This is a genomic window from Haloferula sp. (assembly GCF_049672945.1).
In the GTDB taxonomy this organism is placed as follows: domain Bacteria; phylum Verrucomicrobiota; class Verrucomicrobiia; order Verrucomicrobiales; family Akkermansiaceae; genus Haloferula.
This window is the reverse complement of the sequence record NZ_JBATWY010000028.1, coordinates 15,666-33,121: the sequence shown is the minus strand read 5'-3', so window position 1 is coordinate 33,121 and position 17,456 is coordinate 15,666. Positions and strand designations below refer to the sequence as shown.

Here is a 17,456-nt window from a genome sequence, read left to right as displayed (position 1 = left end):
TCTCGCAAGAAAAAGCCTGTTTTGTTTTCCGGGATCGGCTCCTTGCTTCAAAAGAGTGAAATCCTTGAGTGTCCCCGTTTACCATTCAACACGGACACCATTTCACGAGTGTTGCCATCTGCAAAGAGAGAGACCTGTGCTGTCTACAGTTCTTCCTTCTGAAAATGGCATTATCTTCCGCCCCGCCGGGGCATCTTATCACAGACCAGGGCAAGGGTTCGGATACCGTCTGTATCCATTCCGTAGCCCTGAAAAGGCGATCCAACTCCCAGCGCCCCGCCAACGTCATGCCGCAATCCCCTACCAACCTTTACGTTCACCTGATCTTCTCCACGAAGAACCGGCTTCCGTTCCGCACCAAGGATGTTCGCCCGGATCGGCACGCCGAAATGGCCACGGTGCTGACTAACCTGAAATCCCCGACGGTGCGCATCAAATCGGTGGAAGATCACGTGCACGCTCTTTTCATTATGGGGCGAACGGTGATGCTGGCACAAGCTGTGGAAGATGTGAAGAAATCGTCATCGAAGTGGCTCAAGACAAAGTCTCCGGACCTCGCATCGTTTTCGTGGTAAATGGGATACGGCGGATTCGACATTAAGAACTAAGAAGAACATCACCGGAAGACCACCTTCGAGGGGGAATATCGTGAGTTCCTTGCCAAACACGAAATCGGATTTGATGAGCGTAGGTGTGGGATTGATTGGGGGGGTGGCCATGCGCACCGATTCGGCCGCCCTTTCAGGGCTCCGGTCCTTGCGGCGATAAGGCGCGCCGTTGCCGTTGAGAATCCGGGAGGAGTGCTTGGGAAAAAAGGGTCAGTCAAGGGTTACCGTGATTCAAAGCTGCCGGGAGAGAGAAACCGGAAGGGACTACGGCTCATCTTCGCTTGGGATTCTTGTGATCTTGTCGCTGCTGTAGCCCCAGCCGACGTACTTTCCAACATGCTCCTTGGCGAATTGACGGACCGCAGAGGTGGTCTCTACGATCGTGCTCTCGGAGAATTCCATGATCTTGAAGAAGCGCAGGTAGAACCATTTTTCTCGGTGACTCGATTCCGGCGTGGTTGTCATCTCCCAAGTCATGCCACGGCTGGTGGCGAAGGATTCGATGTCTTCCTCGGACGGTGGGAGAGTGAATCTCAGGGTGTATCTGATCTTCCAGGTGCCGACCGACGTTCGGGCTCTTTCGCGGAGCGATTTGAGCATCCGGCCGTCACTATCCAGTTTCGCATTGGCCTCGAGCTCTCTTGCGCTGCTTCCCGGAACCTGGACGAGGGCTTCAAGGTCGAGTGGCAAGGATGCCTTCGCGGCAGTCCGGATCGACTGCTTGCTCTTCTGGTTCCCGTTGAAGAGCAGCTGACTGTAGTGGACTCGTGTTTCTGAGAAGCCGCCACGAGCTGATGCCTTTCCCGGAATGGCGATGATGCTTACGATCGCCGAGCGTGTTCCGTCTCCGAAAGCGAACGAAAACAGGTGATCTGCCCCAGAGGATGCCTCAAACGCAGGATCCCAGCTCGCGCAAATTCTGTTCGCAAAGGTGCGTAGCTCATTCGCCTCCAGCACTTCGCCCGGCACGGTCCACGACCAGAACTGTTCACGGACAGTGGCACCGATGAATCCGTCTCCGGGGCTGTCGAACTTGTAGCGATTCCGCTCCCGCGGATTGCTCGAAGGAACGGTGTAAAGAGTGATGAGGCGCTCGAGCTCCGAGGTGAAAAGTGACCTGAGTTGATCGAGCGATTCAGAATCAACTGGGAGCTCGCTCTTTTTGATGGGCAGGTGTGGGTCGTCGTTCGGAGGGCTCTCAATCGCACATGCTTGAGAATGGATCCTGGTCAATCCTCCTTCCTCAAAAGCGGTGAGCAGCACCTGGGCATGGGTTTGGGAATCACCGAATGAAAAATCGAAACGTGACCCTCCTCCTCCCTGTCCTTTGCTTGGGTAGGCTTCTTGAATCTTCCATCCGTCGAGAACGATCTTGGAAAAGGAGGAAAGGTCTGCGGCAGGAAGGACGTCCGAAGGCAGGGTCCATATTTGGTCACGCCTGAAAATGCCGATGGTTTCACTGTCATCTCCGGGCCCGACGGAGCTCATGCGAAGTTCTCCCTCAAGCTTCCTTTCCCGTGACAAGTGCTCGAGCCCTTCATGAAATCGTTGGTGGAATGATTCGACTTCCTGAGCGATGCGGGGCTCCGGCGCGCGAGGCGTTTTCAAAAACAGGAACCACACGAGCGCCAGGACAAGGATCCCCAGCGACCCGAGGGCAATGACGGTTTCCTTTTTCGGCCGAGCGCGGCGAGCAGGTAGTGGCGGCTGCGACGACGGGGACATGACGGGACGAGATCAGCATTGACGCGGGTTTGAAATAACAATTGGCGTTGTTCGTGTCAGATAGGAATGGGGCAGGGATCAGCGATTCGGACCTTTGTCTCTCCGACTGTCTTCGTTCTCCTGCTCGTCCGTCGTCCTCGAGCAATCGAGCCCGAAGAGCCAATCGATCCGAGAGCGGGCAAGAGGGACGAAGGATGAGAGGGCCCTTGGGCACCAACCATTTTTATTAGACCGCAAGGGTTCCTTCTGGTTCCGGGTGGACGGTCGATCGGGATTCATTTCCCGGAGTAGTTGACGTCATGGAGTTTTTTTAAGACACTGGTGATCCGTCGAATAAACCAAGTGCCAAGCCCATGAACCCCATCAAGTCTGCCGTTGTCTGTTGTCTCGCCTTCTTCCTGCCCGCCGCAGCCATCGCGAAGGAGCCCTCGGTGCGCCTGCTTGCCGATCATGTGCCGGCGGACCTCGGACAGCTCTGTCTCGTTGCCGGGAAGAAGAAGTCTGATCCGATGAGCCTTCCGATAAACTCCCTTTCCGCCGCTGTGGTGGTTCCTGACCGGCACTTCGAGCTTCGTCGTATCGATGGAAATGAGGCTCTGGCAAGCGTGGAGTTACCGGCAAAAGGCCGCGAGTTTGTCGTTATGCTCTCCTCCATCGACACAGGCTTTCAGGCCGCGGTGATACCGGCGGATGATCGTTCGTTCAAAAAAGGGGATGTCTACCTGTTCAACAACTCAGGTGAGACGATTGTTGGAAAGGTCGGCGGCGCGGAACTGGAGATCGAAAACGGGAAAGGCATCATGCTGCACCCGGAAGCCAAGGATTCCGAGACAAGCTATTCGGTCTCTTTCAAAGTGCGCGAAGATTCGGGTGAGCGTGTTTTGAGCAACACCTCCTGGCCCGTCGAGGAGAACATGCGCAGCTACGTTTTCTTTTACGTCGATCCGAAACGGGAACGAATCAGCTTCCGGTCCGTCGATGAATTCATCGGGGATTGAGTTGAACGAAGACTCATGGAATGCCGCTGATTCTTCCGCTGCCAGCTTCATTTTTTCGTCGGCGGTTTCAGAACAAGAAAGTCCTTCGCCGATTCTCCTGACGTGCTCTCGAGCAGTGCCGCCATCCGTGTCGTCGAGGAATAGGACCTCGTCCGCAGTTTCAACGAGGGACGACTCGGCTCCGCGCCTTGCCGCCGCACGTATCCGGGATTGAAGCGAGCTGGATGTTTGACTTGGTCGACAGGACAGCGGGTGCTCCGATTGAAATGTCGAGGGTTTGAAACAAGCGTGATTGTCGCGGCGAGACAGCCCTGAGAGTCTCGCGAGCTTGCCGGGCGGTATGAGATCTGCTGGAATTCGAAACGATGATCGATATCAACTGCGAGTGCTGTGACCTTCCCACCAGAAAGTTCTCGGAGGGAGAAGTGATCATTCGGGAAGGCGGACGATCGGGCTGTCTTTTCTTTCTCGTAAGCGGGGTGCTCGAGGTCAGGCGGGGCGAGGTTTTGATCGGAGAGATTTCGGACAGCGGATCGGTGATTGGTGAGATCTCCGTTCTTCTCGATCGTCCCCACACGGCAGGAGTCACTGCGAAAACGGACGCCACCTTTCACGTCGCTGAAGACGCCGTGAGCTTCCTCCGGGAGCACCCCGAAGTGAACCTCCACATCGCTTTGGATCTGGCGAAAAAAGTCGATGCATTGACCTGCTACATCACCGACCTCAAGCAACAGTATGAAGGCGATGAGGGGCACCTGGGCATGGTGCACGAGGTGCTCGACTCACTGGTGCACCTCAAGCACTAACCGTCAAAGGCGGAGCGGGCCCTCGAGTGGCCGGCATTCCAGCGGGAGGACGAGCCTGGCTTGCTGGGCGTCTTCAGCGGAGATCCAGATGGCGTGATCTTTTTCAGTGTCGATCACGGTGAAGGTCGGGACGCTGCCGGGTTGCCGACCGCTGTTGAACAGCCAGGTGCCATTGATCTCATCGATCCAAGCACCGTCGCGGACGAAGGGTGCTTGATGAACGTGGCCGCTGAGGACCATCTCGGGTTTGAAGCGTTCGATCCATCGGCCCGCATGTTGGTCGCCCCAGTCGGCGCGGCCGTTCCACGCAACGGTCCTTTGCTTCGGCGGCGGATGGTAGATCCAGATCCATTGCTTTCCCGCGGCGCGGATTGCGTGCTCTTCAAGCAAGACTTCGATGCGTGCGACATCATCCTCCGTTTCCCACCACGGGAGAAGGCTGAAGAAGAGCCCGTCCTGCTCATAGTGGTCGCCATCGACGAAGAGCTGGTCCCGGCGCTCGTGTTGGAGCCATGCGGCGGTCTTGGCATCGCCTTCGGTCGGTGAAAGCACGTCGTGGTTTCCTGACGACACCAGCACCGGAGGTCCCGGGGCGAGGCGCTGGAGGTATTTCCGAATGACGACGATCTGGGCTTCTTGTGAAACGATCGAGGCGATGTCGAGCAGGTCACCGGCGATGACAATCAGATCGAACTGTTCCGCGACCGACTTCAGCCAATCCCACTGCCTGAGCGTGTAGTGGAGGTCGGCGACAAGAAGCAGTTTCATCGTGTGAACATACGACGCCGGGATTGGTCGCCTGACAAGCAGGGAAACCGGCTTGGGAGGCAGTTGTTAGGTTGGTGGGCTTTTGAGATCCGATCTCCCGTAAACTAAACCGCCCCTGACCGTTTTTCGGGTCAGGGGCGATTTTGCGCAACCTTGCAGGTATCCGATAGACCTGCAGAATGGTTCAAACTCTCATTTAGAAGCGCCAGACAAGGTCGACGGTCAGGCGACTTTCAATGACGCTGTTCTCGTCATTGGTGAGTGGGATTTCATAAGCGACCCCGGTTTGAATCGAATCGGTGATCTGGGAGCGGAAACCGATCGCTGCAGTTACCAGATCGCGGTTGGCGGTCGCGTTGGAGGCTCCAAGATTGAAGAAGTCATTACCTTCAAACTCGGCAATCACCGGAACAACACCGCCGGCCTGTCCGTCGAAAGCACGCCGACCATCGCCCGCGCTCAGCACGGAGAACCAGTTCAGTTCCACCAGTGGGATGAACCATGGCGTGACTTCATAGCTCACGTGGGCACTGAGGAAGCCATTCGTCGCCTGCTGATTCGAGAAAGGAATCGAGACACCCGTGCCACCAGCGAACTGCCAGTCGTCGATCGTCTTCACGCCGGAGAGGATGAGATTGACCGATCCGTCACCTGCTCCCTGGAAGACATCCGAATTGCCCGTGGGAAACTCGAAGGTCATCGATCCGCTCAGCGCATGGCCGGCGGCGGGGTCGAGGAGGAAGGCGTATTTGAGTCCGCCGCCGAGGTTGGCGAAGCCGCTCCCGTTACTAAGCGTGGCATCCGGGTTGAAGTCGATGTAGCCGTCCTTGGTCGCCACGATCGAAAGGCGCTCGCTGAGCGCGTATTCGAACTGCAGCGCATAGACCTGAACGTCACCGCCGACGGGTAGATTACCCGCGATCGTATTCACCGCATCCGGCAGCGCGTGGTAGGCGAAAATCGGCCTGATGTTGGTTGTGGGAACCGCCAGATCGAAGAGGGTGGGGTTGGTCATGGGACGTCGGAGGTCCATGGCCCAGTCACCTTCGTTGGTGACAGGCGGGGCGGCTGTCTCCAGGACGGCAGTACCAGCGATGGCTCCAGCGGCGGATCCGATGAAGAGGAGTGGGTGAAGGATGGATTTCATGGTGTTGCGTATTTGTTCAGGTTGTTGCGTTTGGCCCTTGGGCGATCCCTACTTAAACGAGTTTGGGAAATCCCCAATTGGAAATCGGCCTCCACTTTCCAATTACACGAAAAACGAAGCATGCATCGGGTTGCAGGAAAAAAATGGCATCCTTACGGCTTGACGAAGATGGTCGGGCATCGGTCTTCCCTCCACGAAGCGCGGACGTGTCATTCCGTTCCGAGGACCCCGGCGGTGATTTCGCATGCTTGAAGTTCGCCAATCAAAGCGAGTAGGGGGTTCCATTAAGGAAGTCTGGACCGGTTCAAGCCGCGGGCCTGACGGAACGCGCGGCATGGAAGATAGCTGGTTGGTCAACGGCGCAAGCGAAAATCGATAATCTGAAATTTTCTCAGGACAGGCCAAAAATCGATGCTCACCTTGGGTTGTTGAAACGATTCAACACACGAAACACGAAACCAACTACACAACGATGAAACTCACAACAACACTGTTTGCCGCTGCCGCCCTCCTCCTTCCAATCTCGTCCCATGCTGAGACTGCTGAAAAGCCTACCCAGACGGTGGTGGAGATTGCTGCAGGTAATGATTCATTCTCGACACTGGTCGCTGCCGTCAAGGCCGCTGAACTCGCCGAAGCTCTTTCGGGCGAAGGACCGTTCACGATTTTCGCTCCGACCAATGACGCGTTTGCTAAGCTTCCAGAAGGCACGGTCGAGACCCTGCTCAAGCCTGAGAACAAAGAAAAGCTGCAAGGCATCCTGAAATACCATGTCGTTGCCGGCAAGGTCATGGCGGCGGATGTTTCCGCAGGAGAGGTTGAAATGCTCAACGGTTCCAAGGCCACCATCACCGTCAAGGATGGCGTCGTGATGATCGACAAGGCCAAGGTGGTGAAAACCGATATCGTTGGAACCAATGGAGTCATTCATGTGATCGATTCCGTGATTCTGCCAGCTGAATAAGCGGAGGGATTACGCATTGGATCAAAGGAGTCGTGCCTTCGGGCACGGCTCTTTTTTGGTTTGTGGCAATGACCCGACTCGAAGTCCCGTTGCATCCGCCGGATGGACCTGTTTAATGATCGAGACGGCCTTCCGCTTGAAGGGCCTCCATGACTTTCAGAGCCGCGAAGGCGTCGTTGGCGGCGTAGAGCAGTTGACGGGGCGTAAGCTTGAATGCCGCCCAGTTGCTGGTGGTGACGGATTTGGATTTTGGGAAGCTCTGATTGAGCAAGGCACCGATGGCCCCCCGGACGCCAATCTGGCCGCGGTAGCCAAGTTTGCGAAAAACCTGATCGAGATCGAGCACATGGTTGAGCTGGATGCCAAGTCGATGCCGGATTTGGCCGTGATCGTTCTTCAAGCCGAAGCCCACTTTCAACACCTGTTTGGAGGCAATCAAATCGGCCGCCATCTTCAGGCACGATTTCCGGTGCAGTTGGAGAATGTAGGCGCTATCGGTGAGGGCGAACTGGACCACATGAGGACCACTGCTCTTCTCGCCAACCTTGAAGGTCGGTTTGGCTTCAGTGTCAAATCCCACAACCCCTGCTGCGAAGATCTCCTGCATGGCGGCCTCACACTCGGGCGCTGTCTTGGGGACATGGATCTGATCCGGAGAGAGTCCGGGGAAGGCCGGTAAGAGGATCGTCTCTGCCTTCGTCGGAGCCACTGGCCTGATCCCGCTGCAGCCCTTCTGCGGTTTGCTCTGACCAGCGGAAGCGGAAGAAGATTTTGACGAGGAAGTCCTGCGTCGTCGTCGGGGCTGGCGTTGGGGGGTGGATTCGCTCATCTTTGACTCGTTGGCGGCTATCTTGGTGAGACTGGTAGCCACAAGCAACACCGACTTGACACCTTGGGCCACTGGCATTCTCCACAAGGGTGATCCTCATCTCCTCACGAGGGATGGGCAGTTGATGAGACCTCAGATGCTGCCTATAAGCCTTCATGTCCTTCTCTTCTTTCGGTTTGTCAGCCCCGCTCGTTGAGGCGGCGGCTTCATTCAAAGAGCCTACGTCGGTGCAGCTTGCGGCCATTCCGGTAGTGCTGGCAGGTGACGATCTCCTTGCCACGGCAAAGACAGGTTCAGGGAAGACGACCGCTTACGTGCTGCCCTTACTGGAGCGCTGGATAGCAGCTCGGCGGACGAAACCACGGCGGGTCCATGCGCTTGTCCTGGTGCCCACCCGCGAACTCGCGACGCAGGTGAGGGAGGTCATCCAGCAATTCGCCAAGGGTCTTCCCGAGCGGATCAAGGTGGTCAGCGCGGTTGGAGGGAGTTCGATCAATCCTCAGATGATGGCCTTGAGGGGTGGTGCGGATATTGTCGTTGCCACTCCGGGGCGATTGCTTGATCTCGTCGATCACCGTGCCATTCAACTCCACGATGTGGGTTCGCTGGTGTTGGATGAAGCCGACCGGATGCTCGATCTCGGATTCGCCGACGAACTGTCCCGCATCCTTTCCTTACTACCAAGTCGGCGCCAGAATCTGATGTTTTCCGCGACCTTTCCGCCGGCGCTTGAGTTGATCGCGCGGGATCTTTTGAATGAACCCCGCCGGATTGCGGTCGACACCGAACCTGCCGAGGCACCCGACATCGAACAACGTGCCATCCGCGTGGATAAGGCGCTGCGGACGCCCTTACTGCGTCACTTGATTGCTGCGGAGAACTGGACGCGGGTGCTCGTCTTTGTGGCAAAAAAATACTCGGCGGATCATGTTGCCGACAAACTCAACCGCCATGGGATCAAGGCGCTTTCATGGCATGGAGATCTCAGTCAGGGCGCGCGACGTGATGCTCTGAATGACTTCAAGAACGCATCGATCCAGGTGCTGGTGGCCACGGATCTGGCAGCCCGTGGATTGGACATTGAGAGACTCCCGGTCGTGGTGAACTATGACCTGCCGCGATCACCGACTGACTATATTCATCGTATTGGGCGGACGGGTCGGGCGGGTGAGAAGGGGAGGGCGATTAGTTTCGTGACCGCTGACTCCGTCGCGCACTTCGGACTTATCGAGAAACGAAACGATTTCTTGCTCCCTCGTGAGGTCGTGACCGGTTTTGAGCCGACCGAGCTTCCGCCGGTGCCATCGGCTGGAACGGGTGGCATCAAAGGGCGGCGCAAAAGCAAGAAGGACAAACTCCGAGAGGCTGAAGGTCGAAAAAAGCAATAGGAGGGCTCTCTGACTGATTCGAGAAGTGGCTCCCTACTGGTTCGTTACGCGTTTTTGGTTTCCAAGGCTTGCCCTAGGTGGTTACCTTGAACGGTTTGCTTGGGAACTAAGCCTTCTTCCTGTGAATTCGAGACCTTCCAGCCCTCGTTCTATCTGTCCGTCTCGCACGGGGAGCAGAGCTGCACCTGGAGGACTTAGGAGCTTCTGGCAGAAGTCATGGGTTCGCATGGCGGTAGTGCTCGTGTTTATCGTCGGTCAGTGTCCGGTGTTTGCCGCAGGTCTGATCGTCGCCGCGAGTGCCGGGAGCGACCACCGCGTTCTGTGTGGTTTCGATTCCCACGAAATCACGGTCGTCCTCGCCCATCACCCGCGTGGCATTCCTCATCGACACACGCTCGCCGAACGATTGTTTCTTTCATCAGCTGAGGATGATGACCACCCGGATCATCAGTTTCACTTTGTAAGGGAGGCAGCGATGACGGCTGTTGAAGATTCCTCCTTGCCGTTGCCGACGGCCATGCCGGTATCAATCTTTTTTGCCGACGAGCATTGGGACTCTTGCTTCATTGAGTCCTGCGTCAGCGTCCTGGCCCCGCATCCCCCTCCGTCGCTGGGGACGAGTTCTCCCAACGCATTGCTTCTGTGCGTCGTGATGCGGCGTTGAGTCGATATCCCTGATTCCCCGACACCCCTATTCTGCGTGTGTGTCCTACGGCGCACTGCACCGTTTTCCAACTCAATCCCTCACTCGAATTCTCATGAAAATTTCCAATCTCTTCGGCGGTCTTTTTGCCGCCTATGTTTTTCTCGTTGTCGGCCTCTGGGGCTTTGAAAAGGCCTCGCCTGCTCCGGAACCGAGCGATGGATGGACGCTCACCACGTGGAATGACCTTGGCATGCACTGCATGGATGAGGACTTCTCGATCTTCGCCATCCTTCCGCCTTTCAACACGCTTAATGCCCAACTCGTCGACAAGAATGGCGACCGTGTGACTCCGGACGGAGGCGTTCAGTTGTTCTACCAATCCGCGATCGATCCGGATGGTTCGGAAACGCATTCCTCGTCCTCTCAAAGCAATTTCTGGGAGCATGCCGAGGAGCTCTTTGGGACGCAGTTTGCCGACGACACCGGGCTTTTCGGAAATAGGATGCCGGGACCGAACAACACGCCACAAGCGATGCACTGGAACAGTGATCACCGCTGGTGGACCGCCGAAGGCATTCCGATCATTCCCAAGGACAAGTGGGGGGACGATCAGGCTTACCCGCTCGTTCGTGTGACCGCGCGGGACTCATCTGGAAAACTCCTTGCCGAGACGCTCGTAACGGCTCCGGTTTCGTCCGAAATGAACTGCAAGACCTGCCACGCATCGGGCACCAACATCGGCGCCAGGCCACGCAACGGCTGGGTCAGCGAGTCCGCCACGCCGGAGAGCGATCCGGTCCGCGACTTCCGGATGAACATCCTGCGACTGCACGACAGCAAACAAGTCGGCAACGCCGTCTACACAGCGGCGCTCGCGGAGTTCGGTTACCATGCCGACGGTCTTGAGGCGTCGGTGAGGGCGGATCAAAAGGCGGTGCTGTGCGCGTCCTGTCATGGCAGCAATGCGCTCGGCACGAATGGTGGTGCAGGAATTTCGCCGCTGACCCAGGCGATGCATGCGGGTCACGCGGGTGCCACCGACCCGGTCACCAGCCTGCCGCTCGGTGCGGCGACCAATCGTGCCAGCTGCTACCAGTGCCACCCGGGCAAGGAGACCAAATGCCTGCGGGGGGCGATGGGTCGGACCTCCGACGAGTTCGGTCAGCCATTGATGTCCTGTCAGAGTTGCCACGGCGGCATGGCGGCGGTGGGTGAAGCGGGACGAGTGGGTTGGTTCGAAGAACCGAACTGTCAGAGCTGCCACACCGGCACCTACACGAACAACGCCGGGCAGGTGCGATTCACGGATGCCTTTGATGCTCCGGGTCATCTGCGCGAGCCCGCGGATGATCGTTTTGCCACCACACCTGACTCCCCGGCACCGGGGGTTTCCCTCTTCCGCTTTTCTCACGGTCACGGAGGCCTCGCTTGCTCGGCTTGTCATGGTTCGCCCCACGCCATCTATCCAACATCCGAACGCAACGACAACCTGCAGTCACTCGCGATCCAAGGTCACGTCGGCACCATTTCCGAATGCTCGTCCTGCCACCAGAACGACAGCAACCATACCCGGACCGTCACCGGTGGTCCGCACGGCATGCACGGCGTCGGTCAATGGTGGGTTGAAAAACATCATGACTTTCTCCCTGAGGTGAATGACCGGCGCGACACCACCGCCTGTCAGGCTTGCCACGGCAACGACAGCACCGGAGGTGTCCTCTCGCAGGCTTTCGGGCCGCGAGCGCTCCAGTCGGAAAAAGGGGGGCCGATCACCTATTGGCAGGGTCAGCGGGTCAGTTGCTACGACTGCCACAACGGGCCGAATGAAAGCGACAAGTTCAGACAGAAGAAGCCGGTGGTGCAGAACTTCACGATCACAACGGCGGCAGAAACCACGGCCATGGCGACGCTTCTTGGAACGGATGCCGACACCGCGGTGCTTAATTACCGTATCGTCGAACCGCCGAAGAGCGGCACGCTTTCGATCTTGGGTTCACAGGTCGCCTACACCCCGAATCCCGGCTTTTCCGGGACCGATGCCTTCAGTTATTGCGCCCGGGACAACCGGACGGATTCCAACCTTGCGACCGTGAGCATCAGCGTGGGTGCGGGAGCCAGCACGGTCGACAACGACCACGATGGCATTGCGGATTTGGTCGAGCGAGCCTTCGGTCTGTCGACCTCTCGCCTCAGTCGTGGCACTGCGCCCGACTATCAACTCTATGATGATGGGAACGGCAACCTTTCGATCCAGGCCGTCTACAATCCGCGGCTCATTCCCTCCGATCTTGGTTTGGTCTTTGAGGCGTCCAACGATCTCGAGAACTGGGACCCCGATGCACCGAACCTTACCACCACCACCGATGCCCGTGGAAACAGCGTGGTTCGTCTGGCTGTCCACGCGAACTCGTCAACCCAGAGCTTCTTGCGCTGCCGGGTCGAATCACGTTAGCCAACAGGCAGCTCCATTTATTTAGAGATTCCCTGCTTACTCGGCCCCTTTGACCGTTACATCCTCAAACCAGATGCGGACGGAGTCATCGGGTGATGGACGATTGAGTGAAATACTCAAGCCGTTGAAGTCCTTGTAGTCCTTCCATTCACTGACCCGGCTTGGTTCCGCGCTGCCACCTTTGCGAAAGACCCAATGAGTGACTTTGTGGTCCTTATCATAGAAAAGATCGTAAACATCGCCTGGAGTGTAGCCCATCCCGGCGGGATAGCGGACACGCAGGCCTGCAGGCGCATCCGGGACGACGGCTGCGGCAGCTTTCGGTAATGCTTCGACTGAAACACTCGGATCCCAAACGACCTGAAAAGGGAAAATCAGCCAGTAGAGGTCGTTGACAAATTGTTGGTCAATCTTCGTGAGGTCGGCATCCTCGCTCGAAGCGATTTGTCCGCGTTGGTAGCTGATGTCCTGTGCAGTGGACTCACCGTGCAAGGTGACATCGTTGGATCCGGGCAGCCATGTCCATGAGCGGATGAACTTTTTTTCACCGAGGTCCGCATTGAAGGTGTAGCTCAGGGATTCCACTGAACCGAATGCATCAAGCCCTGCAGCCTGGGCGATTTTCTGCATCGCTTCGTTTGGGGTCTCAGCGGGTTCTTGTTTGCAACCAGAGCTGAGAAAAAGAATGGGCAGGGCAAGAAGCCGGATATGACATTGCATGGCCGGGACAATAGCGGGGAACCCAAGGTTGTCCTCTGATTTATCCAAGGCCGGGAAATGTTGCAGGGAGAGGCAATTGTTCCGCAGGGAATAGACCCCCCTACTTCCAGAAGGCGACGATCGGTCGCTTGGTTTCAGAGACTTGTTCGTAGCCTCGTTCGATGAGTCGCTTTTCGACGTCGGGGAGGTGGGCAGCTCCCCAGGGAACGTAGACTTCGGTGAAGTCGGACGCCATGGCATCGAAGTGATCGATGAGTATTTGATTACGGGCGCCGATGAGTCCGTTCACAAAGAGGTCTTCGAGGTCCTCGCCAGTGGCATTGCCCACATCGGCGATGAGCATTTCCTGAATGTTTCCGCCGCTGATGACGCCAAGCATGGCAAGCAACAGGGTCTGATGGTGGGCCTCGAGTTCGGAGACGTCGATGTCGGCGTTCTGCCATACGATGCCGTTTCGCTCGGTGGCGATTGAGGGAGGGCGAGGCTCGACGACGCTTGAATCAGGGGTCGCGGAGGGCGGGGATGGCTCGAGTGACTTCTGGGCCTCCAGACCGAAAGTGGCAGCGAGTCTGGCGTAGGTCGTGCCGTTGGCGAAGTCCTTGGGAAGAAGTTTGTTCCGGTCGGAGACGCCTTCCATCAGGACGAGCCGTTTCTCACCGGCGGGTTGATCGGCGTTCATGCGTTGTTTGAGGTCGCGGTAGTAGTTCCCGTCGCCGACGTGCATCATGCCGACGAGGAAAACGCGTTGGCCGTTCTTCTCAAACACCCGCTCAACAAGAGTGATGCCTCGGTGGGACAGCTCGGTATAGTCGCCGAGCAGGGTGCGGACTCCGTAGCCGGCACCGACGACCAGCATGGGAATGCTGATGATGGCGGTGAGGATCCAAATCGCGAAGACGGTGAGGGTGTGCTTGCGTTGCATCCATGGGCGGGAGCTGGTTCGAAGCATCTTTTTCACGGAGAGCACCAGGTAGCTGAGGGAAAGGATCAGCAGGAGGACGCTGGTCATCCGTGCGGCGGTGCTGCTGTCCATTGCCATACTAAGCGGGAAACCATAGGAGAGGCGGCAGAGCAACAGGAGGTTGGCCCCGATGATCATCCGTTTGGGGAAAATGGCGACGATCAGGGAGGTAAAGAAGAGCAGAGCGAAGACGATGAGGGAGATGAGGAAACTGGCGGACGTCTGGAAGAGGAGGTCGCCGCGGTAGGAGAAGTCCGCGATGGTCATCCAAAAAGAGAGCAGGGTGAGGACGGCGGCGACGGCAATATTCCAGCCCATCTTGGTTTGATTGGCGGCGGGTAATGGAGGCGGGGAGGTCGTCATTTCTATTGCAGGTGAGCCGTATCCATGGCGGCGCGACGACTAGAATACGGTGGCAAAGTTCCAGTGATTCGGGAATTTACAGATCCTCGGGGAGCAGGGCAGCCCTGGCAGCATCGTCATGATCGGCATCGGCGACCCGCCGCTGATAGGTCGATGGGCTGATCCCTTCGCTGGCTTTGAAACGGCGGTTGAACTGGGAAAGAGACTGGAAGCCACTCTCGAAGGCCACCTCCGTGATCTGGGCCGCAGGGTTCCGCAGGAGTTGGCGGCAGCGAGCCAGACGGACTCGGTTCAAATAATCGGAAAAGGTGATGCCAAGCGAGGCGTGGAAGAGGCGCGACAAACGTTCTCCGCTGACGCCGATTTCCTCGGCGACACTGCTCAGCCGCAGCGGCTCCTGAAAGCGGGAGCGCAGGATCTTGCTGGCCCGCTCGACCGCAGCCGGCAGGGCAACCCACCGGTTTGCCCCCGACGGGTCGATGAGTTCCCGGGTCAGGGCTTCAGCGAGACCCGCAAGCAAGCGCGCCATGGCTCCATTCTTTTCGGAGTCCTTCGAGAGGGCGCAGGCAAGCCAGCCAAGATCGCAAGCGCCCGCCTTCAATGGCACAAAGACCTTCGATGCACTGCTGGGCTGATCCGAGGTGAAATGATCGAGTCTGATTCCCGTGAGAACGAAAAAGTCGCTCTGTAGACGCGCCAGTGCACCACTCTCATGGAGGCGTTGAAGCAAGGCACTTTGGGCGATCGATGGCATGGGTTGTGGCGATTATGATCTATTTGAGGTCATGATATGCGCAGTGTCTTGCTGCAGATGCGTAGCCGTCAACTGCGATTTTGTGATGACATCCCGACCATGTCTGAAATGCCACCCAAGGTCACCGACCTTCTCCCATTCACCCTTCCTGACGAGGTCTCGAAACTGGTCGCAAGAGCGCCCTCGGTGGTTGTGCCGACGTCGCTGAAGGATCTCGAGGATCTTGCCGTGCGTGATGCCGACGAGGCAGGCTGGCATCAGGTCTCCTACGACGTGCCGGGCCGTGGAATGGTGGCGGAGGTGAATGTCTGTCGGGTGAAAAATGGCATCGCTGCCAATTACATCGAGGCCTACATGCGCCGCCGCGATCCTGATTGCATGGTGATCGGCGACGACCGACCCACCGACAAGCCGACCTACCAATCCCGTTTCGGAGCTTCTTTCGATCCTCTGCGCGAAGAGACACTGGAATGGTTGGCTGGCCAGCCGCTGGCGATTTTCCCCTTCTCTGCGGGCATCGCCGGCAAGGGCGTGGACGCGGTCGTGGTGGCGCCGGACAATGCCGGCTTCTTCGCGCTCGGACTTGCGCTGCTTCAGGGAATGATGACTCCCGATGAGGTGCCCGAGGGCTTCTCGCCGAAAGCGATCATCTACGTCGCGCCACCTTTTCGGCACACCCATTTCGAAGGCAAGCAAGTGGTGGTACACAACCGCTGTGCGGGCATGCATGAGCTTTTCAGCTACAATCTCTACCCCGGACCAAGCGCCAAGAAAGGGATCTACGGCGTCCTGATCAATCAGGGCGAGGCGGAGAACTGGATCACCATGCACTGCTCGACCGTGCGGGTGATCACGCCTTATGAGAATCAGTTGGTGATTTCCCATGAAGGGGCCAGCGGAGGCGGGAAAAGCGAGCTGCTGGAGCAGGTGCACCGTCAGCGGGATGGCTCACTGCTGCTTGGCGAAAATACGGTGACCGGCGAACGCCGCGCGCTGAGTCTGCCGCAAGCCTGCGACCTGCGCGCGGTCACCGATGACATGGCGCTCTGTCATCCGTCGCTCGACAAGGGCAAAGGGAAGTTGAGCTTGATGGATGCCGAGGACGCTTGGTTTGTGCGGGTCAACCACCTGACACGCTACGGCACCGATCCGCACCTTGAGGCCCTCACATTGCAGCCACCGGCAGGTCTGCTCTTTCTGAACATCGATGCCAAGCCGGGCAGCACTGCAATCATCTGGGAGCATACGGAAGATGAGCGAGGCGTTCCTTGTCCGAATCCCCGAGTGGTGATCCCACGAAGTGTGATTCCGGGAATTGTCGACGGTTCCGTGGAAGTGGATATCCGCAGCTTCGGAGTGCGCTGCCCGCCGTGTACCCGCGAAAAGCCAACTTATGGAATCATTGGCATGTTCCACCTGCTGCCACCCGCCCTGGCGTGGTTGTGGCGACTGGTCGCACCACGTGGTCACGCGAATCCGAGCATCGTGGATAGCGAAGGCATGTCCTCGGAGGGTGTCGGTTCCTACTGGCCCTTTGCCACCGGGCGTCGGGTCGATCAGGCGAACCTGCTCCTGCGCCAGATTCAGGATACGCCGGAAGTGCGCTATATCCTGATGCCGAACCAGCACGTCGGCTGCTGGGCCGTGAGCTTCATGCCGCAATGGATCACCCGCGAGTATCTCGCGCGCCGTGGCGGTGCCAAATTCGATTCCAGCCAGGTGGAGGCCTCGCGCTGTTCGCTCCTAGGTTGGAATCCGCGTTCGCTGGTGGTCGAGGGACGGCCGATCGGCACCGCCTTCTTCGAAGTCCACAGCCAACCGGAAGTGGGCGAGGAAGCCTATGATCAAGGGGCCGCGATTCTTGCCGATTTCTTCCGCCGCGAGTTGGCGCAATTCCTCGTCGATGACCTCGATCCGCTGGGCCGCGAAATCATCGAATGCTGTTTTAGAAATGGCAGCGTCGAGGATTATCAGAAGCTGCTCGACCACCCGACCATCATGGACCAGTGACCCAAGTCAGAGAGATCCTCTGATTGCCAACATCACCTTAAAGAATATCCGGAAACCCAAATTACCCTGAAAGGAGCCATTGGTCTTGTCACCACAACCGACCTTCTTTCCTGATCGTATTTTCCCAGCACAAAATTCACCTCCAACCCCATGATTCAGCCCTTTCGCCACGCAGCCGATCAGTTTCCCTAAATGAAAGGAAGCTCGATCGATTACGCAGCAAATCTCAAAAAGTGCTCAAATCTCCGCCAAATCTTTACCCAAGCGCAAAAATCAGACATGGTCTCATTGTTACATTGATCGACGCCCGTTCATCG

15 protein-coding genes are annotated in these 17,456 nt (G+C 57.6%); 8 read left to right on the top strand and 7 right to left on the bottom strand.

Features of this window, described 5'->3' with window-relative positions:
- Positions 1-164: 164 nt before the first annotated feature.
- Entirely contained in the window at positions 165-575 is a 411-nt protein-coding gene (locus tag WBG04_RS02520) for a transposase (protein ID WP_424312777.1), read from the top strand.
- Positions 576-872: 297 nt separating this feature from the next.
- Here the strand turns inward: WBG04_RS02520 and WBG04_RS02515 are convergent, their stop codons facing one another.
- The gene (locus WBG04_RS02515; RefSeq protein WP_424312776.1) at positions 873-2,096 is read right to left on the bottom strand and encodes a hypothetical protein; all 1,224 of its coding nucleotides are present in this window, start codon (positions 2,094-2,096) and stop codon (positions 873-875) included.
- A gap of 590 nt (positions 2,097-2,686) precedes the next feature.
- On the opposite strand from WBG04_RS02515, the gene WBG04_RS02510 reads away from it, so the two are divergent.
- Positions 2,687-3,331, top strand: a complete 645-nt coding sequence (locus WBG04_RS02510; protein ID WP_424312775.1) for a hypothetical protein — start codon at positions 2,687-2,689, stop codon at positions 3,329-3,331.
- 365 nt (positions 3,332-3,696) lie between these two features.
- Positions 3,697-4,137: a Crp/Fnr family transcriptional regulator gene (locus tag WBG04_RS02505; protein ID WP_424312774.1), complete on the top strand. Its 441-nt coding sequence runs from the start codon at positions 3,697-3,699 to the stop codon at positions 4,135-4,137.
- A 3-nt stretch (positions 4,138-4,140) separates the two neighbouring features.
- On the opposite strand, the gene WBG04_RS02500 is transcribed toward WBG04_RS02505, so the two are convergent.
- Positions 4,141-4,905, bottom strand: coding sequence for a metallophosphoesterase family protein (locus tag WBG04_RS02500; protein ID WP_424312773.1), 765 nt, complete (start codon positions 4,903-4,905; stop codon positions 4,141-4,143).
- A 196-nt stretch (positions 4,906-5,101) separates the two neighbouring features.
- Positions 5,102-6,052, bottom strand: coding sequence for a hypothetical protein (locus WBG04_RS02495; protein ID WP_424312772.1), 951 nt, complete (start codon positions 6,050-6,052; stop codon positions 5,102-5,104).
- Positions 6,053-6,524: 472 nt separating this feature from the next.
- On the opposite strand from WBG04_RS02495, the gene WBG04_RS02490 reads away from it, so the two are divergent.
- Complete coding sequence (locus WBG04_RS02490) at positions 6,525-7,016, top strand: fasciclin domain-containing protein (protein ID WP_424312770.1); 492 nt, start codon at positions 6,525-6,527, stop codon at positions 7,014-7,016.
- A gap of 112 nt (positions 7,017-7,128) precedes the next feature.
- Here WBG04_RS02490 and WBG04_RS02485 read toward each other — a convergent pair whose 3' ends face one another.
- Positions 7,129-7,725 (bottom strand): 3'-5' exonuclease, encoded by a 597-nt coding sequence (locus tag WBG04_RS02485; RefSeq protein ID WP_424312769.1) that lies wholly within the window; start codon positions 7,723-7,725, stop codon positions 7,129-7,131.
- A 275-nt stretch (positions 7,726-8,000) separates the two neighbouring features.
- On the opposite strand from WBG04_RS02485, the gene WBG04_RS02480 reads away from it, so the two are divergent.
- From WBG04_RS02480 to WBG04_RS02470, 3 genes are all read left to right on the top strand, one after another.
- Positions 8,001-9,233: a DEAD/DEAH box helicase gene (locus WBG04_RS02480; protein ID WP_424312768.1), complete on the top strand. Its 1,233-nt coding sequence runs from the start codon at positions 8,001-8,003 to the stop codon at positions 9,231-9,233.
- Between the two features lie 226 nt (positions 9,234-9,459).
- Positions 9,460-9,897 carry a hypothetical protein gene (locus WBG04_RS02475; protein ID WP_424312767.1) on the top strand — a complete coding sequence of 146 codons (438 nt, stop codon included), beginning with the start codon at positions 9,460-9,462 and terminating at the stop codon, positions 9,895-9,897.
- A 94-nt stretch (positions 9,898-9,991) separates the two neighbouring features.
- A complete protein-coding gene (locus tag WBG04_RS02470; protein ID WP_424312766.1) occupies positions 9,992-12,331 on the top strand; it encodes an Ig-like domain-containing protein in 2,340 nt (779 codons plus the stop codon).
- A gap of 36 nt (positions 12,332-12,367) precedes the next feature.
- Here WBG04_RS02470 and WBG04_RS02465 read toward each other — a convergent pair whose 3' ends face one another.
- The 3 genes from WBG04_RS02465 to WBG04_RS02455 form a co-directional block, all read right to left on the bottom strand.
- Positions 12,368-12,961 (bottom strand): hypothetical protein, encoded by a 594-nt coding sequence (locus tag WBG04_RS02465; RefSeq protein ID WP_424312765.1) that lies wholly within the window; start codon positions 12,959-12,961, stop codon positions 12,368-12,370.
- A gap of 190 nt (positions 12,962-13,151) precedes the next feature.
- Positions 13,152-14,375, bottom strand: coding sequence for a hypothetical protein (locus tag WBG04_RS02460; RefSeq protein WP_424312764.1), 1,224 nt, complete (start codon positions 14,373-14,375; stop codon positions 13,152-13,154).
- Positions 14,376-14,451: 76 nt separating this feature from the next.
- The gene (locus WBG04_RS02455; RefSeq protein WP_424312763.1) at positions 14,452-15,129 is read right to left on the bottom strand and encodes a helix-turn-helix transcriptional regulator; all 678 of its coding nucleotides are present in this window, start codon (positions 15,127-15,129) and stop codon (positions 14,452-14,454) included.
- Between the two features lie 99 nt (positions 15,130-15,228).
- Here WBG04_RS02455 and WBG04_RS02450 point away from each other — a divergent pair, with 99 nt between their 5' ends.
- Positions 15,229-17,139, top strand: a complete 1,911-nt coding sequence (locus WBG04_RS02450; RefSeq protein WP_424312761.1) for a DUF4914 family protein — start codon at positions 15,229-15,231, stop codon at positions 17,137-17,139.
- The last annotated feature ends 317 nt before the right edge of the window (positions 17,140-17,456 follow it).

Bases quoted from the DNA above. Each gene is read 5' to 3' on its own strand.
- WBG04_RS02520 (WP_424312777.1), top strand. From the start codon at position 165: ATGGCATTATCTTCCGCCCCGCCGGGGCATCTTATCACAGACCAGGGC.
- WBG04_RS02515 (WP_424312776.1), bottom strand. From the start codon at position 2,096: ATGAGCTCCGTCGGGCCCGGAGATGACAGTGAAACCATCGGCATTTTC.
- WBG04_RS02510 (WP_424312775.1), top strand. From the start codon at position 2,687: ATGAACCCCATCAAGTCTGCCGTTGTCTGTTGTCTCGCCTTCTTCCTG.
- WBG04_RS02505 (WP_424312774.1), top strand. From the start codon at position 3,697: ATGATCGATATCAACTGCGAGTGCTGTGACCTTCCCACCAGAAAGTTC.
- WBG04_RS02500 (WP_424312773.1), bottom strand. From the start codon at position 4,905: ATGAAACTGCTTCTTGTCGCCGACCTCCACTACACGCTCAGGCAGTGG.
- WBG04_RS02495 (WP_424312772.1), bottom strand. From the start codon at position 6,052: ATGAAATCCATCCTTCACCCACTCCTCTTCATCGGATCCGCCGCTGGA.
- WBG04_RS02490 (WP_424312770.1), top strand. From the start codon at position 6,525: ATGAAACTCACAACAACACTGTTTGCCGCTGCCGCCCTCCTCCTTCCA.
- WBG04_RS02480 (WP_424312768.1), top strand. From the start codon at position 8,001: ATGTCCTTCTCTTCTTTCGGTTTGTCAGCCCCGCTCGTTGAGGCGGCG.
- WBG04_RS02475 (WP_424312767.1), top strand. From the start codon at position 9,460: ATGGCGGTAGTGCTCGTGTTTATCGTCGGTCAGTGTCCGGTGTTTGCC.
- WBG04_RS02470 (WP_424312766.1), top strand. From the start codon at position 9,992: ATGAAAATTTCCAATCTCTTCGGCGGTCTTTTTGCCGCCTATGTTTTT.
- WBG04_RS02465 (WP_424312765.1), bottom strand. From the start codon at position 12,961: ATGCAGAAAATCGCCCAGGCTGCAGGGCTTGATGCATTCGGTTCAGTG.
- WBG04_RS02460 (WP_424312764.1), bottom strand. From the start codon at position 14,375: ATGACGACCTCCCCGCCTCCATTACCCGCCGCCAATCAAACCAAGATG.
- WBG04_RS02455 (WP_424312763.1), bottom strand. From the start codon at position 15,129: ATGCCATCGATCGCCCAAAGTGCCTTGCTTCAACGCCTCCATGAGAGT.
- WBG04_RS02450 (WP_424312761.1), top strand. From the start codon at position 15,229: ATGTCTGAAATGCCACCCAAGGTCACCGACCTTCTCCCATTCACCCTT.